Source organism: Streptomyces sp. NPDC028991 (genome assembly GCF_055564775.1).
Map to the genome: position 1 here is coordinate 649,826 of NZ_JBVHVP010000001.1, position 15,510 is coordinate 665,335.

10 protein-coding genes are annotated in these 15,510 nt (G+C 70.9%); 4 read left to right on the forward strand and 6 right to left on the reverse strand.

Annotated features, from left to right (window positions below):
* The first annotated feature begins 27 nt into the window (after positions 1 to 27).
* Positions 28 to 1,533, forward strand: a complete 1,506-nt coding sequence (gene arfA / locus ACZ4V1_RS02810; RefSeq protein ID WP_468328402.1) for an arabinosylfuranosidase ArfA — start codon at positions 28 to 30, stop codon at positions 1,531 to 1,533.
* Between the two features lie 20 nt (positions 1,534 to 1,553).
* Here arfA and ACZ4V1_RS02815 read toward each other — a convergent pair whose 3' ends face one another.
* The gene (locus tag ACZ4V1_RS02815) at positions 1,554 to 4,316 is read right to left on the reverse strand and encodes a beta-galactosidase (protein ID WP_468328404.1); all 2,763 of its coding nucleotides are present in this window, start codon (positions 4,314 to 4,316) and stop codon (positions 1,554 to 1,556) included.
* Between the two features lie 208 nt (positions 4,317 to 4,524).
* Here ACZ4V1_RS02815 and ACZ4V1_RS02820 point away from each other — a divergent pair, with 208 nt between their 5' ends.
* Complete coding sequence (locus ACZ4V1_RS02820; protein WP_468328406.1) at positions 4,525 to 5,178, forward strand: DUF4360 domain-containing protein; 654 nt, start codon at positions 4,525 to 4,527, stop codon at positions 5,176 to 5,178.
* Between the two features lie 263 nt (positions 5,179 to 5,441).
* Here ACZ4V1_RS02820 and ACZ4V1_RS02825 read toward each other — a convergent pair whose 3' ends face one another.
* The gene (locus ACZ4V1_RS02825) at positions 5,442 to 7,007 is read right to left on the reverse strand and encodes a substrate-binding domain-containing protein (protein ID WP_468328408.1); all 1,566 of its coding nucleotides are present in this window, start codon (positions 7,005 to 7,007) and stop codon (positions 5,442 to 5,444) included.
* Between the two features lie 250 nt (positions 7,008 to 7,257).
* Here ACZ4V1_RS02825 and ACZ4V1_RS02830 point away from each other — a divergent pair, with 250 nt between their 5' ends.
* Together ACZ4V1_RS02830 and ACZ4V1_RS02835 are read left to right on the forward strand one after the other, a co-directional pair.
* The gene (locus tag ACZ4V1_RS02830) at positions 7,258 to 8,229 is read left to right on the forward strand and encodes an arabinan endo-1,5-alpha-L-arabinosidase (protein ID WP_468328410.1); all 972 of its coding nucleotides are present in this window, start codon (positions 7,258 to 7,260) and stop codon (positions 8,227 to 8,229) included.
* On the forward strand, positions 8,211 to 9,644 hold the full coding sequence (locus ACZ4V1_RS02835) for a family 43 glycosylhydrolase (RefSeq protein ID WP_468328412.1): 1,434 nt from the start codon (positions 8,211 to 8,213) through the stop codon (positions 9,642 to 9,644). Before ACZ4V1_RS02830 ends, ACZ4V1_RS02835 begins: the two co-directional genes overlap by 19 nt.
* 16 nt (positions 9,645 to 9,660) lie before the next feature.
* Here the strand turns inward: ACZ4V1_RS02835 and ACZ4V1_RS02840 are convergent, their stop codons facing one another.
* From ACZ4V1_RS02840 to mmsA, 4 genes are all read right to left on the reverse strand, one after another.
* Complete coding sequence (locus tag ACZ4V1_RS02840) at positions 9,661 to 11,355, reverse strand: pyridoxal phosphate-dependent aminotransferase (protein ID WP_468328414.1); 1,695 nt, start codon at positions 11,353 to 11,355, stop codon at positions 9,661 to 9,663.
* Positions 11,356 to 11,457: 102 nt separating this feature from the next.
* Positions 11,458 to 12,606: an aldose epimerase family protein gene (locus tag ACZ4V1_RS02845; protein WP_468328416.1), complete on the reverse strand. Its 1,149-nt coding sequence runs from the start codon at positions 12,604 to 12,606 to the stop codon at positions 11,458 to 11,460.
* A gap of 93 nt (positions 12,607 to 12,699) precedes the next feature.
* Positions 12,700 to 13,944, reverse strand: a complete 1,245-nt coding sequence (mmsB, locus tag ACZ4V1_RS02850) for a multiple monosaccharide ABC transporter permease (RefSeq protein WP_468328418.1) — start codon at positions 13,942 to 13,944, stop codon at positions 12,700 to 12,702.
* Positions 13,941 to 15,491: a multiple monosaccharide ABC transporter ATP-binding protein gene (mmsA, locus tag ACZ4V1_RS02855; protein ID WP_468328420.1), complete on the reverse strand. Its 1,551-nt coding sequence runs from the start codon at positions 15,489 to 15,491 to the stop codon at positions 13,941 to 13,943. Before mmsA ends, mmsB begins: the two co-directional genes overlap by 4 nt.
* Positions 15,492 to 15,510 lie beyond the last annotated feature (19 nt).

Below are 15,510 nucleotides of genomic sequence, written 5' to 3' on the forward strand. Positions count from 1 at the left end.
CACACGCGAACCTCTGGAAAGGCAGACATGCGAACCGCCCGCTTCACCCTCGACCCCGCCTTCACCGTCGGTGAGGTCAACCCCCGCCTCTTCGGCTCCTTCGTGGAACACCTCGGCCGCTGCGTGTACACCGGCGTCTTCGAGCCCGGCCACCCCACCGCCGACGACGCCGGTCTGCGCCAGGACGTGCTGGACCTGGTCCGGGAACTCGGCGTCACCGCCATCCGCTACCCCGGCGGCAACTTCGTCTCCGGCTACAAGTGGGAGGACTCGGTCGGTCCGGTGGAGGACCGCCCCCGCCGCCTCGACCTGGCCTGGCGCTCCACGGAGACCAACCGCTTCGGACTGTCCGAGTACATCGCCTTCCTCAAGAAGATCGGCCCGCAGGCCGAACCCATGATGGCCGTCAACCTCGGCACCCGCGGCGTCGCCGAGGCCCTCGAGCTCCAGGAGTACGCCAACCACCCCTCCGGCACGGCGCTCTCGGACCTGCGCGCCGAGCACGGCGACAAGGACCCCTTCGGCATCCGGCTCTGGTGCCTCGGCAACGAGATGGACGGCCCCTGGCAGACCGGCCACAAGACCGCCGAGGAGTACGGTCGCGTCGCCGCCGAGACGGCCCGCGCCATGCGCCAGATCGACCCGGACCTCGAACTCGTGGCCTGCGGCTCCTCCGGCCAGTCCATGGAGACCTTCGCCGAATGGGAGGCGACGGTCCTGAAGGAGACGTACGACCTGGTCGACCACATCTCCCTGCACGCGTACTACGAGCCGCTCGACGGCGACATCGACTCCTTCATCGCCTCCGCCGTGGACATGGAGTCGTTCATCGAGAACGTCGTCGCCACCTGCGACCACATCGGCGCCCGCCTCAAGTCCAAGAAGAAGATCAACCTCTCCTTCGACGAATGGAACGTCTGGTACATGGCCAAGACCCAGGCCGAGGTCAGCGCCCTGGACTGGCCCGAGGCGCCGCGCCTGCTGGAGGACAACTACAGCGTCATGGACGCGGTCGTCTTCGGCTCGCTCCTCATCGCCCTGCTGAGGCACGCCGACCGCGTCACCGTCGCCTGCCTCGCCCAGCTCGTCAACGTCATCGCGCCGATCATGACCGAGCCGGGCGGCCCGGCCTGGCGCCAGACGACGTTCTTCCCGTTCGCGCAGGCGTCGAAGCACGGCCGCGGCGAGGTCCTCGACGTCCGGGTGGACTCGCCGACGTACGAGACGAGGAAGTACGGCGAGGCCGACCTCCTGCACGCCACCGCCGTGCGCGCCGAGGACGGCTCGGTCACCGTCTTCGCCGTCAACCGCTCCCGCACCGAGTCCCTGCCGCTCGACGTCACCCTGAGCGGCCTGGACCTGACCGAGGTCGTCGAGCACAGCGCCCTCGCGGACGCCGACCCGGACGCCCGCAACACGCTCGACGAGCCCGAGCGGGTCGTCCCGCACCCGGTCGAGGGCACGGCGCTGCGGGACGGCGGGCTGCGGGCCGTACTGGAGCCGCTGTCCTGGAACGTGATCCGGCTGCGCTGAGGCGGCGGACCCGGCCGGGGTCAGCGGCGGCGGCCGGGGGACGCGACCGGTTTCACCGGTACGCCTCCGGCCGCGCCGCCCAGCAGCTCCAGCCGTACCGCTCCCGGCCCCGACGGCGTGTCGCCGCCGGCCAGGACCGCGAGGGCCAGGGTGTTGGCGGCGGCGCGGGTGCGCAGGATGCCGTTCGGCAGGACGAAGGTGTGCGGGGCGCCGGTTCGGCCGGCCGCGTACTCGCCCATGTTCCAGCCGTTGAGGAAGACCTGGACGCGGTAGTCCCGGTCCCGGTCGTCGTCGACGACGAGCCCGACCGAGGCGTCGACGTCCGGCGGCACGTCCAGCCGGAAGGTGGTCCGGTACCAGGCCACGCCCTGGCGCCGGTCCTCCCGGGGGAAGGACACGGGCTCCCAGCCGTCGTCGTCGTACCCGGGCAGATGCCAGCCCCACCGTTCCCCGTACAGCCCGCCGGTGTTGAGCGGCCCGCGCACGGGGTCGGGCGCGGCGGCGCCCTGGATCCGCCACTCCACCTCCGGCGACGCCCCCTCGAAGGCGGCCGAGGTCAGCCCGCGGGCCGCCTTGTAGGCGTCCTGGTCGTGCTGTGTGCGCCGGACGAGGACGGACAGGACCGGGGAGCCGCCGGCGCCGGATACCTGCCGCCGTTTGCCCCGCAGCGCCTCCCGCAGTTCCTCCGGCAGGCGGAACCCGGCCGTGGCGGTCCACGTGCCCTGGCCGCCGTCGTCCCCCGGGCCCATGCGGTGCGTGCCCAGCGGCACCCCGTCCAGCCAGGCCATCAGCATCCCGCGCGCACCCGTGCTGTAGGCGAGGGACACCGACTCCAGGCCGGCGGCGCCGCCGAGCCGGCCCCGGTACCAGACGTCGCCGTAGTGAAAGCCGTAGTCGTCGGCGAAGAGCACGGGCTGCCCGTCGGGCACGGGGGTCGTGCTGTACGACGTCCGCCGGTCGGCGACCGCCCACCCCGAGTCGCCGTAGCCGGGGTCCGCCTCGGGGTTCTCGGTGCGCCGCCGCCAGCCGTCCAGGGCGGGCAGCACCAGCTCCGGTACACCGGGCAGCGGCCAGACGGCCATCAGGCTCTCGGCGCGGCCGACGGACGCCTCCACCGCGTCGCCGTTCCAGGTGACGTGGGTGATGCCGCGCGGCGCCCACACCTCCAGCCCGTGCTCCCCGACGGTGTCACCGGTCAGCCGGATCGTGGCGCCGTCCAGGGCGACGTCGCGCACCAGGTCCGGGCCGTGCACGAGGACGCGGCCCGACGGGGTCTCGTACGGCCACAGCCGCAGCGAGGCGGCGTCGTCGGCGAAGAGCAGCAGCAGGGTGCGGTCGGTGTCCGCGCCGCGGACCCGCACCCGGGTCACCCGGTCCTCGGCGAGCGGCACGGTGACGTGCAGTTCGCCGTGGTCGTACGCCCAGGCGGCCTCCTCGTCCAGCCGGGTCGGCCACGGTTCGTCCGGGCAGTCCAGCACCAGGTGCGCCGCCTCCCCGGCCCGGCCGACGAAGACGGCGATGTCCAGCCGTCCGACGCTCAGGGACATCATGGGCTGCACGGTGGCGTAGGCCAGTTTCCGGCCCGCGCCCAGGTGGAGCCCGGTGGCGAACAGCTTGGCGTCCCGGGCGGGGACGGTGACCTCCACGTCGGTCCCGCCCATGGGCAGCGTCGACGTGATGTCGGTGGCGGAGTCGTTGCGCGCGACGTACGCGTGGGTGCCGGTGTCCGGGTTGGCCAGGTGCCGCACCCGGATGCGGGCGTCCGCGGCCCTCACCTCGGGCGCCTCCTCCAGCCGGGTGAAGTCGGGGACGTGGCGCAGCAGCTGTCCGATCTGGTGGAGCGGGGCGAGCTTGTCCGTCGGCCGGCGGGCCTCGTCGATCGCCGCCGTGGGGTCGTACGTCGGCGTGGGCGCGGACGGTGCGGGCAGCCAGCCCCACGAGGTGCCGCCGAACGCCGTGCGGACGTTGTGCAGCGTGATCCCGTGCGCGAGGTGGCCGAGGTGGACGCGGCGCGCCTCGGCGGCGTCCCGGGTCCGCTCGGCCTCGCCCCAGGCGACCGGTGTGCCGGCGTGCAGGACGGGGACGTCGATGCCGTCGGCGCGGAGCCTGTCGCGCAGGTGGGTGAGGTGGGCGCGCCGCGGGGCGTCGACCCGGTAGAGCAGGACGGTGCCGGTGCCGCGGGTGTACTGGTGCCGGGCGGCGACGGCGTTGACGCGGCTCAGCCACTCGTCGGCGTGGCGCAGGTAGGCGGGGTCGAGAGTCCGCGCCGTGCCCTCGGTGGCCGTCAGCCAGCCGGGCAGGCCTCCCGCGTCCACGTCCGCGCCGATGTACGGGCCCGGCTGGAGGACGACGTACATACGGGTCTCGGCGGCCGTGCGCAGGAACAGGTCCAGGTCGCGGACGCCGGAGAAGTCGTACTCGCCGGGGGCGGGGGAGTGCTGGTTCCAGGCGAGGCGGACAGTGACCGCGTTGTAGCCGTACGCGCGCGTCTTCTGCAGCACGTCCCGCCACAGGGACGGGCTCGGCAGCCGGAAGGGGTGCAGTTCGCCGGACCACAGCGCGAGGCGTCTGCCGTCGATCAGCAGGGAGTGCCGGTCCAGGGCTACCCGGTGGCGCACGCCGTCCGCGCCGGGCGGCCCGGGCGGCGGTCCGGTGGGCACGGGGCCGCGGACGCCGGAGCGGGGCAGCGCCTGGCTGCTCACGCTGCCGCCGAGCGCGAGGCCGAGGACGGTGGTGCCCGCGAGGGCGCTGAACGCTCGTCTGCTGAGCCTGCTGAGCTCCAAGGGAGCCTCTCCTGTTGCTGTCCTTCTGGTGCTGCGCTGCCGGGCCATTCTCCACACCCGCCCGGCGATGCGTTAAATGGCCGGAGTGGCACCTGTTCGCGTCGGGTGTGCGTGCATACGATGCGATCGCCTTGTGAATGTCATGTGCACAACAGATAGGCAAGGTGTTCAACTACATCCACCCCCCACAGACCGGGATGGGAGACCCATGGCCACCGGCCTGCTCCTGAGCGGCACGATCGCCGCGCTCCTCACCTCCGCGCTGCCCGCGCAGCACCAGCCCTCCGGCGGGTTCGAGGACCCGCCGCCGGACAAGATCGTCATCAAGGTCGCCACGGTGAACGGCTCCGGCTGTCCGCAGGGCACGGCGGCGGTCGCCGTCTCCGGGGACAACACCGCCTTCACCGTCACCTACAGCGACTACCTGGCCCAGGCGGGCGGCGACTCCGCCCCCACGGACTTCCGCAAGAACTGCCAGCTCAGCCTGCTCGTCCACGTCCCGCAGGGCTTCACCTACGCGGTGGCCAGCGCGGACTACCGCGGCTTCGCCGCCCTCCAGCCCGGCGCCAAGGGCACCCAGCGGGCCTCGTACTACTTCCAGGGCTCACCGGACACGCAGTACCGCACCCACCCCTTCAGCGGCCCGCTCGACGACAACTGGCAGGCCACCGACAGCACCGACTGGGCGCAGCTGGTCTGGGCGCCCTGCGGGGTGCAGCGCAACTTCAACATCAACACGGAGCTGCGGGTCAGCACCGGGACGTCCGACCCCGGCCGGGTGAGCTTCATGACGATGGACTCCACGGACGGGGATATCAGCACGGTGTACCACCTGGCGTGGAAGGAGTGCCCCGAGTCCTGACCGGGACCGACGGCGGGCGTGGCCGCGGTCGCCGGCGCGGGCGGTCACGGCCACGCCCGTGCCGCGGGTGACCTCGGCGGCACGGGCTTGTTTTCGACGTGGTCCACGAACCGCCCCCGGTTGACGACGTACCCGCGCGGTAGGGCCCGCACGTGCGTCGGTCCTCCGGGCGGCGGCCGCCCTTCACCGCGGAGGGCACGGGCGACCCCGCCGGCGCGGGGCGGTGCGGGACGGGTGGGGCGCGGACCTGGGCCCGACGAGGGTCACGAACCGCTCGGCCGGCACAGGAGCGGCTCGTCCAGTTCGGAGCAGGGGCGGTGGCCCTGGGAGCGGATGATGTCCTTGCCGACCTCGTTGGCGAGGTAGCGCAGGAAGCCCGCGGCGATCGAGTCGGCCGGGGGTTCGCCGTAGGTGTAGGCGATCTCCGTCTGCCAGTACGGGTAGGCGCCCTCGTCGGCGCCCTCCAGGGTCGCCGGGTAGCCGTCGATGCGGACCAGCCGCACGTCGTCGCGGGCGGTGGCGGCGCCGACCTCGCTGTGGCCGAGGGCGCCGGGGACCGAGGCCACGGTGTCCAGCAGGCCGGGGGTGCCGCCGACCTCGCAGCGGCCCGGCGTCTTCGCGTCCAGGCTCTTGCAGTCGTTGGCCGTGGTCGCGAGCAGGGGCCTGCCGTCCAGGACCTGCTCCTGGAGCGTGGTGCGGGTGCCGGAGCCGGGGTTGCGGCTGACGAGCTGGACGGGCAGGTCGTTGCCCTTCACCTGCTTCCAGTTGGTGATCTTTCCGGCGTAGATGTTCCGGACCTGCGTCAGCGACAGGTCCCGCACCCCGGTGTCCTTGTTGACCACCAGGGTGAACAAGGACAGGGCGACCGGTCTGGGCAGCAGTTGCGGGCGGCCGTCGGACTTGGGGCCGTCGCTGAACGACAGCCGGTCCCCCAGGCCCTGGTCTTCCTCCGGCGTGGCCTTCCCGCCCGCCGCGGCGAGAGCGTCCAGACCCGGGACGCTGCCCTTGAAGGAGTTGTCGGTGAGCGGGATGCGGGCGTCCGTGCAGGTCTTCGTGTACTGCTCGGCGGCGCGCTCCAGGACCGGCTGGAACGCCGTGGAACCCGACAGGTGCAGCGTCCCCTCGGCGCAGTCCAGCGGCGCGGCCGCGGCCTCCTCGCCCCGGGCGAACGTGGCGACGGACTGGGCGGCGCTCACCAGGACGAGCAGGGCGAGCAGCCAGCGGACCGGCCGGGAGGCGAAGGGGTAGTACTCGGTCTTCTTGATGGTTCCGCCGCGCACCCCGCCGACGACGCCCGCGGTGACGTCCGGGTCGGGGAAGTCGGTCTCGGTGAAGCCCGGGAGGCGGTCCAGGACCGCCAGTACCTTGTAGTGCGCCCGCCGGTTGAGCTTCACCTTGGGCAGCCTGATGACACCGTCCGTGGCCCCGAGGCCCGGCGTTCCCGGTGTGAAGAAGTCGCGCAGCACGGTGTGGCTGCACTCCGTCACGACCATGCCGACCACGCGGCGGCCCGGGAACGCCACGCGTATGCCCACCGAGTCGTTGGCGGGAGCCACGTAGTCCTCCTCGACTATCGGGGTCCAGCCGACGTTCTCGATGCGCAGCAGGACGACCGACGGGTCGCGCAGGTTGGTGCCGTCCCACTGCATGCGCTGGAGCACCCCGGCCTCCGGCCCGGAGGAAGTGGCCGAGTCCCGGGCGCTGGTGTCCATCTGGACCCGGTAGCCGAGCCGTTTGCGGCCCGCGAGGAAGAACTCCCACAGGGCGGCGGTCACGGGCACGGCGAGGCCGAGCACCGCGATCACGGACTCCCACGGAACACCGTTCATTGACCGAGACTCCCGAGTCGGGGTGGAGGCGCATGGATGGGGAGGCCATGTTGTCCGGGCGCGCGGGTGGTCAACCGCAGGCATGCTGACCGGCCGTCAGGAATTCATCGGTGCGTCACCTGTGAAACGTGGTGTTTTCCGGACGTTGGTTGCCGATGTCGCGCGGGCCATTGACGCGCAAGGGGTTCGATTCTACGTTCCGTCCGAAGTGACGATCGGTGTTCGACATACGGAACAGGAGCGTCTCCCCATGAGCCGCAAGAAGCGAATCGCACTCCTCGCTCTCCCCACCGCCGCGCTGCTCGCCCTGATCCCCACCACGGCTTCGGCGTACCCCAACCCGGGCCGGGTCACCGGCTCCGTCGTGACGCACGACCCGACGATGATCCGCACCTCGTCCGGGCAGTACCAGCTCTACGCCACCGGCGGCGGCATCAGCAGCAAGACGTCCGCCGACCGCACGGCCTTCTCCGCGGGCGCCGACGCCTTCGGCTCCCGGCCCGCCTGGTGGTCGCGCTACTCATCCGTCCCGGAGGCCTGGGCGCCCGACATCTCGTACCACGGCGGTAAGTACCTGATGTACTACTCCGTCTCGAAGTTCGGCTCCAACACCTCCGCCATCGGCCTCGCCGGCTCCGCCACGGGGCAGCCGGGCAGCTGGAGCGACTACGGCATCGTCTACACCTCCAGCTCCGGCAGCGACTACAACGCCATCGACCCCAACCTCTTCGTCGACGACGACGGCAAGTGGTGGCTGTCCTTCGGCAGCTGGTGGACCGGCATCAAGATGATCCGGATCGACCCGTCCACCGGAAAGCAGCACGCCTCCGACACCGCCCGCCGCTCCCTCGCCTCCCGCCCGTCGGGCACCAAGGCCGTCGAGGCGCCCTACATCGTCAAGCGGAACGGGTACTACTACCTCTTCGCCTCGTACGACACCTGCTGCGCCGGCACCAGCTCCACGTACAAGGTCAAGGTCGGCCGGGCGACCAGCGTCACCGGGCCCTACCGGGACAAGAACGGCGTCTCGATGATGAACAACGGCGGGACGCCCGTGCTCGAGTCGCACGGCAGCGTCATCGGCCCCGGCGGCCAGTCGATCATGAACGACGTCGACGGCGACCTGATCGTCTACCACTACTACGACGGCAACGACAACGGCACCCCCAAGCTCGGCATCAACCTCCTGAACTGGAGCAGCGGATGGCCCGTCGCCTACTGACCCTGCTGGCCGCCCTGCTGCTCGCCCTCTCGCTCGGGCAGCCCTCCGCGAGCGCGGCCACCTTCGCCAACCCGGTCAAGGCGCAGAAGGGCGCCGACCCCTGGATCACCCACCACGACGGCAACTACTACATGGTGTCGACGAGCTGGACCGACGTCATCACCGTCCGCAAGTCGCCCACCCTCGGCGGGCTCGCCACCGCGCCCGGCGTGCAGGTCTGGAAGGGCGACGCGGCCTCCCGGTGCTGCAACATCTGGGCGCCCGAACTGCACTACCTGAACGGCCGCTGGTACCTGTACTACGTCGCCGGGCAGAACGTCTCCGACTACAACCCGACCCAGCGCAGCCACGTCCTGGAGAGCGCCGGGTCCGACCCCATGGGCCCGTACACCTACCGGGGACAGCTCAACTCCGCCTGGATGCTCGACCCCACGGTGGCGACGATCAACGGCCGGCTGTACCTCTTCGGCAGCACGCACAGCGGGACCCAGAACATCGTCGCCGCGCGGATGTCGAACCCGTACACGGTCTCCTCCTCCTTCACCACCGTCTCCACGCCGACGCACGACTGGGAACGCTCGGGCGCCCCGGTCAACGAGGGGCCGGAGATCCTCCAGCGCGGCGGCCGGACCTTCCTCGTCTACTCCGCCAGCGGCTGCTGGACCCCCGACTACAAGCTCGGGCAGCTGGAACTGACCGGGTCCGATCCGGTGTCCGCGTCCTCCTGGACCAAGAAACCGACGCCGCTCTTCCAGCGCAGTGACGGCAACGGGGTCTACGGGCCCGGGCACAACGGTTTCTTCACCTCGCCCGACGGCTCCGAGAGCTGGATCGTCTACCACGCCAACGACGCCGCCTCGGAGGGCTGCGACAACGGGCGTACGGCGCGGGCGCAGAAGTTCGGCTGGAACGCCGACGGCACCCCGGATCTCGGCACCCCCGTCCGGCTCGGGGCGAGCATGCCCGGACCCTCGGGCGAGCCGGCGTCCGTCTCGACCACGTACATGGTGACCAACCGCAACAGCGGCAAGTGCCTGGACGTGGCCGGGAGTTCACCGGCGGACGGGGCGGACGTGGTGCAGTACTCCTGCAACGGCGGCGCCAACCAGCGCTGGCGTCTGGAGGATCTCGGGGACGACACCCACCGGCTGGTGAACGTGGCCACCGGGAAGGTGCTGGACACCGCCGACTGCTCGGCCGCCGACGGGGCCGACCTGCGGCAGTGGTCCTGGCTGGACAACACTTGCCAGCGGTTCCGGTTCCTCGCGACCGACGGCGGCCACGTCCGCATCGTCAACCAGGCCACCGGCAAGGTCGCCGACGTCGCGGACTGCTCGACGGCGGACTCCGCCGACGTACGGCAGTGGTCGTGGCTGAACAACGCCTGTCAGCAGTGGCGGCTGACGCCGGCCTGAAGCACCGCCCGCGCCCTCACCCCGTCCGGCTCATGCCCGCCGCGTTCGGCCAGCCCTGCGGTCCCGGCCGGCCCGTCGCCGGCACCGACTCCAAGCCGTTGGTGCCCCGGACCTGGGCGGCCGTGAGGCCGCCGCGCGCCGGGACACCGGGCGGGGTGGGGCCGGCCGGGACGGGCCCGCCCGGGACGGGGTACGGGGCCGCCGCGGCGGCCGGAGCCACCGGGGCCGGGGCGGGAGCCGGGGCCGCCATGGGCTGTGGGGCCGGTGCCGGGTGGGGGACCGGCCCCGGCCCGGGATACGGCGCCGGCTGGGGGACCAGCGCCGGTTGCGGGGCCTGCGGGGCCTGCGGGGGTGCGGTCGGCACCGGCGTCGGGCCGATGGCGGCCGCCGCCGGAGCGGCGGGCACCGCGGCGGGCAGCGGCATGCCGGTGCCGGTGCCGGTGGCCGGAGCGGCGAGCCCCGGGACACCGGCACCGGCGGCGATGCCCCACAGGCCGGACCCGTTGGTCTCGCTCATCAGGCGGTCCACCGCCGCCGTGCCCGAGCTGTAGCCGGTCCCGTTGCCGGGCTCGGGCACGGCGGCTCCCCTCCTGGACCCGTAGAGCACCTGTTCCAGGCCGGACACCAGGCGACGCACGTCCGCCTGGGGGCGCACCACGAGACGCAGGAAGCGGCTGGACGAACCGATCTTGTTGCCGCATTCACGGACCAGGACCCGGTGCTCGGTGAGCATCCGGTCCCGCACCACGGTGCCCTCGGCGCCCACGGGGAGGCGTACGAAGAGGAAGTTGCCCTGGGACGGGTAGACGGTCAGGCCGGGCAGCGCGGACAACTGGCCGGCCATCTCCAGGCGGTCGCGGCGGACCTGGTGGAGGCTCTGCGCGTACTCGGCACCGTGGTCGCGCAGCATGAACACGACGTGCTCCGCGAAGGAGTTGAGGTTCCACTTGGGCAGCATGGCGCGCACCTTGCCCGCGAGTGCCGGGTTGGCGACCAGATAGCCGAAGCGGATGCCGTGCAGCCCGAAGTTCTTGCCGAGGCTGCGCAGGACGACGACGTTGGGGCGCAGCATCGCCTCCTGGACCACGCTGGGCTCCGCCTCCGCGTCCGCGAACTCCAGGAACGACTCGTCGACGACGACCAGGTCCAGGTCGGCCATCGCGTCCATGAACTGCACCAGCGCCTGCTTGCGCGCATAGCCGCCGTCGGGGTTGTTGGGGTTGCAGACGACGGCGACCCGGGTGCCGCGGGCCCGGATGAACTCGGCGTACCGCGCGAGGTCGAGGGCGAAGCCGCCGGACTCCTGGAGCGGGAACATGTCGACCCGCTTGCCGGTCTCCATGGGCTGGTCGGTCCAGCGTCCGAAGGTGGGGACGGGGACGGCGAGGGACTCCCGGACCAGCAGATGGTCGATCCAGGTGATCAGCTCCGTCGAGCCGTTGCCCATCGCCACGCACTGCGGCGGAAGCCGGAGCAGGCTGCACAGTTCGGCGGTGATGGTGTCGGCGCCGCTCGGGTAGTACGTGATGATCTCGCGCAGCCGGCCGGCCATCTCGTCGAACATCGCCGGGGTGGGGAAGTACGGGTTGCAGGGAATGCAGAAGTCCACCGGGCCGGCGCCCGCCGCCTCGCCGCTCTCCCGCGTCAGCGCCGCCATCGACGGGCTGTGCGCCGCGGTGCTGCGGAACAACGAGGTGACGTTGCCGGACAAGGGAACCTCCGTCTGTGTGCGGCCCGCGCGGGGTAGCGCGGGCCGCACATACATACGGAGGGGGCCGCGGGGGTGTTCAACGCGTGTGAAGAAAGTGTGCTCTCACGCGTCGAACGAGTGCACCGTCGTCGTCCGGTACGTCTGCCCGGGCCGCAGCACGGTCGACGGGAACGACGGCTGGTTCGGCGAGTCCGGGAAGTGCTGCGTCTCCAGGCACAGGGCGTCGCCCTGGCGGTAGAGGGAGCCGCCGGTGCCGGTCAGGGTGCCGTCGAGGAAGTTGCCCGAGTAGAACTGCAGGCCGGGCTGGTCGGTGGCGATGCGCAGGGTGCGTCCCGAGGAGCGGTCGCGCAGGGTGGCGATGTGCTCGGGGCGGTCGGTGGTGCCCTTGTCGAGGACCCAGTTGTGGTCGAAGCCCTTGGCGGTGACCAGCTGCGGGTGGGCGTCCCGGATGTCCCGGCCGATGGGCTTGGCCCGGCGGAAGTCGAAGGGCGTACCGGACACCCGCGCCAGCTCGCCCGTGGGGATGAGACCCGCGTCGGTCGGCGTGTAGCGGGAGGCGGCGATCGACAGCTCGTGGTCCTCGATCGTGCCGCTGCCCTCGCCGGCCAGGTTCCAGTAGACGTGGCTGGTGAGGTTGACGACGGTGGCCTTGTCGGTGGTGGCCTCGTAGTCGATGCGCCAGTCGCCGCGCCGGGTGAGGGTGTACGTCACCTTCGCCTTGAGCGTGCCCGGGTAGCCCATCTCGCCGTCGACGCTGGTGTAGTGCAGGACCAGGCCGACGTCGGGGCCCTCGGTGAACGGCTCGACGTCCCACACCCGCTTGTCGAAGCCCTGGGCGCCGCCGTGCAGGGTGTTCTCGCCGTCGTTGACGGAGAGCTGGTACGCCTTGCCGTCCAGCGTGAAGCGGCCCTTGTCGATGCGGTTGCCGTAGCGGCCGATCAGGGCCCCGAAGTAGGGGCTGGAGGCCACGTAGTCGTCGAGGTTGCCGAAGCCCAGCGAGACGTTCTCGTGGCGGCCCCGGCGGTCGGGTATCTCCAGGGACTGGACGACGCCGCCGTACGACAGCACCTTCATCCGCGTGCCGCCGTTCTCCAGCGACCAGCGGTACACCTTCGTGCCGTCGGCGAGCCTGCCGAAGAGCTCCTTCACCGGCTTCCTGCCTCCCGTGGCGTGTGCCGTGCCGCCGACCGCGGTGGCGGCGATGCCCGCGGCTGCCGCCGACGCGATGACCGTACGTCTGTTCAGTTCCATGTGCGGCTCCTCTGCTTCCGTGAAAAGAAGGTGGAAAGAAGTCCGTGGAAAGAAGCGGGCCCCGCCGCTCGGTGAGGCGGGGCCCGGAGTGACCTACGAACCGACCCTGCGCTTGTTCCACACGTCGAACCCGACCGCCGCCAGCAGCACCGCGCCCTTGATGACCTGCTGCCAGTCGGTGCCGATGCCGACGAGGTTCATGCCGTTGTTCAGCACGCCCAGGACCAGACCGCCGATGATCGCGCCGAGGACCGTGCCGACGCCGCCGCTCATCGAAGCGCCGCCGATGAACGAGGCGGCGATGGCCTCCAGCTCGAAGTTGAGGCCGGCCTTGGGAGAGGCCGCGTTGAAGCGGGCGGCGAAGACCAGACCCGCCAGGGCCGCGAGCATGCCCATGTTCAGGAAGACCAGGAAGGTGACCTTCTTGTCCTTCACGCCCGACAGCTTGGCCGCGGGCAGGTTGCCGCCGATGGCGTAGATGTGGCGGCCGATGATCGCGTTGCGCATCAGGTAGCCGAACCCGACGACCAGCACGCCCAGGATGAGCAGCACGACCGGGGCGCCCTTGTAGCTGGCGAGCAGCAGCGTGACGACCAGGACGGCGGAGACCAGCGCGACCAGCTTGAGCAGGAACAGCTTGACCGGCGGCACCTCCAGGGCGAACTCCTGCTGCCGCTTGCGGTCGCGGACCTCCTGGAACACCACGAACGCGATCAGCGCGAAGCCCAGCAACAGGGTGAGGTTGTGGTAGTTGGTGTTCGGGCCGACTTCGGGCAGGAAGCCGTTGGCGATCTTCTGCAGGTCCTTCGGGAACGGGCCGAGGGTCTGCCCCTTCAGGAAGATCTCCGTCAGACCGCGGAAGAGCAGCATGCCCGCGAGGGTCACGATGAACGACGGTATGCCGAGATAGGCGATGAAGAAGCCTTGCACGGAGCCCGCGAGGGCGCCGATGGCCAGGCACAGCACCACCGCGACCGGCCACGGGAGATCGTTCCTGACCATCAGTACGGCGGCCATCGAGCCGATGAACGCGGTCAGCGAGCCGACCGACAGGTCGATGTGGCCCGCGATGATGACGAGCATCATGCCGATCGCGAGGATCAGGATGTAGCTGTTCTGCAGCACCAGGTTGGAGACGTTGCGCGGCAGCAGCAGGTCGCCGTCCGACCACACCGCGAACAGCACCACGATCAGGCCGAGGGCCATCAGCATGCCGTACTGGCGCATGTTGCGGCGCATGCCGTCGAGCATGAGCTGCAGCAGGCCGCCGCCGGAGGCCGCCGAGTCCTTGCCGGGCGGCGCGGGGGCCGGGGTCTTGGCTGTCACGTCCGTGCTCATCGGGTTACCTCTTTGTCCTTCGTCATCTGACGCATCAGCGCTTCCTGCGAGGCCTCGGCCCGCGAGAACTCACCCGTCAGCCGCCCCGCGGCCATCGTGTAGATGCGGTCGCACATGCCGAGCAGCTCCGGCAGTTCGGAGGAGATGAAGACGACCGCCTTGCCCTGGGCGGCCAGCTGGTCGATGACCGTGTAGATCTCGTACTTGGCGCCCACGTCGATGCCGCGCGTGGGCTCGTCCAGGATCAGCACCTCGGGACCCGCGAAGATCCACTTGCTGAGGACGACCTTCTGCTGGTTGCCGCCGGACAGCTTGCCGACCGGCTCGAAGACGGTGGGCGCCTTGATGTTCATGGACTTGCGGAAGTCCTCGGCGACCTGCCGCTCCCCGTGCTCGTCGACCACACCGCGCTTGGAGACCTTGCCCAGCGCGGTCAGCGAGATGTTCCGGTTGATGGTGTCGATGAGGTTCAGGCCGTAGTGCTTGCGGTCCTCGGTGACGTACGCGATGCCGTGCCCGACCGCCTCCGGGACGGTCTTCGTACGGATCTCGGTGCCGTCCCTGAGGACCGTGCCGCCCGCGTACCGGCCGTAGGTGCGGCCGAAGACGCTCATCGCGAGTTCCGTGCGGCCGGCGCCCATGAGGCCGGCGATACCGACGATCTCGCCGCGCCGCACCTCGATCGAGACGTCGTCGACGACCTTGCGCTGCTGGTCGATGGGGTGGTGCACGGTCCAGTCGCGGATCTCCAGGGCGGGGGCGGTCCCCTCCTCCGGGTGGTGCGGGGTCCGCTCCGGGAAACGGTGTTCCAGGTCGCGGCCGACCATCCCGCTGATGATCCGGTCCTCGGTCGTCTCCTCGGCCTTCACGTCGAGCGTCTCGATGGACTTCCCGTCGCGGATGATCGTGACCGAGTCGGCGACCCGGCGGATCTCGTTCAGCTTGTGCGAGATGATGATCGAGGTCATGCCCTGTTCCTTCAACTGAAGGATCAGGTCGAGGAGTTTGCCGCTGTCCTCGTCGTTGAGCGCCGCCGTCGGCTCGTCGAGGATGAGCAGCTTCACCTTCTTCGACAGCGCCTTGGCGATCTCCACCAGCTGCTGCTTGCCCACGCCGATGTCGGCCACGCGGGTCTCGGGGTGCTCGTCGAGTCCGACCCGGCGCAGCAGTTCGGTGGCGTGCTTCAGGGTGTCGTTCCAGTTGATGAGTCCGCGCTTGGCGTGCTCGTTGCCGAGGAAGATGTTCTCCGCGATGGACAGATACGGCACCAGCGCCAGCTCCTGGTGGATGATCACGATGCCGTGCTGTTCGCTCGCCCGGATGTCCTTGAACCGGCAGGCCTCGCCCTCGAAGAGGACGTCCCCCTCGTAGCTGCCGTGCGGATGGACGCCGGAGAGCACCTTCATCAGGGTCGACTTGCCGGCGCCGTTCTCCCCGCAGATGGCGTGGACCTCGCCCTGGCGGACGGTCAGTGTGACGTCCGACAGCGCTTTGACACCGGGAAAGGTCTTGACGATCGAGCGCATTTCCAGGACGGGTCCCGCCATGGTCGTGCCTTCCAATCCT

Coding starts and splice junctions, on each gene's coding strand:
- arfA (WP_468328402.1), top strand. CDS start 28: ATGCGAACCGCCCGCTTCACCCTCGACCCCGCCTTCACCGTCGGTGAG.
- ACZ4V1_RS02820 (WP_468328406.1), top strand. CDS start 4,525: ATGGCCACCGGCCTGCTCCTGAGCGGCACGATCGCCGCGCTCCTCACC.
- ACZ4V1_RS02825 (WP_468328408.1), bottom strand. CDS start 7,007: ATGAACGGTGTTCCGTGGGAGTCCGTGATCGCGGTGCTCGGCCTCGCC.
- ACZ4V1_RS02830 (WP_468328410.1), top strand. CDS start 7,258: ATGAGCCGCAAGAAGCGAATCGCACTCCTCGCTCTCCCCACCGCCGCG.
- ACZ4V1_RS02835 (WP_468328412.1), top strand. CDS start 8,211: ATGGCCCGTCGCCTACTGACCCTGCTGGCCGCCCTGCTGCTCGCCCTC.
- ACZ4V1_RS02845 (WP_468328416.1), bottom strand. CDS start 12,606: ATGGAACTGAACAGACGTACGGTCATCGCGTCGGCGGCAGCCGCGGGC.
- mmsB (WP_468328418.1), bottom strand. CDS start 13,944: ATGAGCACGGACGTGACAGCCAAGACCCCGGCCCCCGCGCCGCCCGGC.
- mmsA (WP_468328420.1), bottom strand. CDS start 15,491: ATGGCGGGACCCGTCCTGGAAATGCGCTCGATCGTCAAGACCTTTCCC.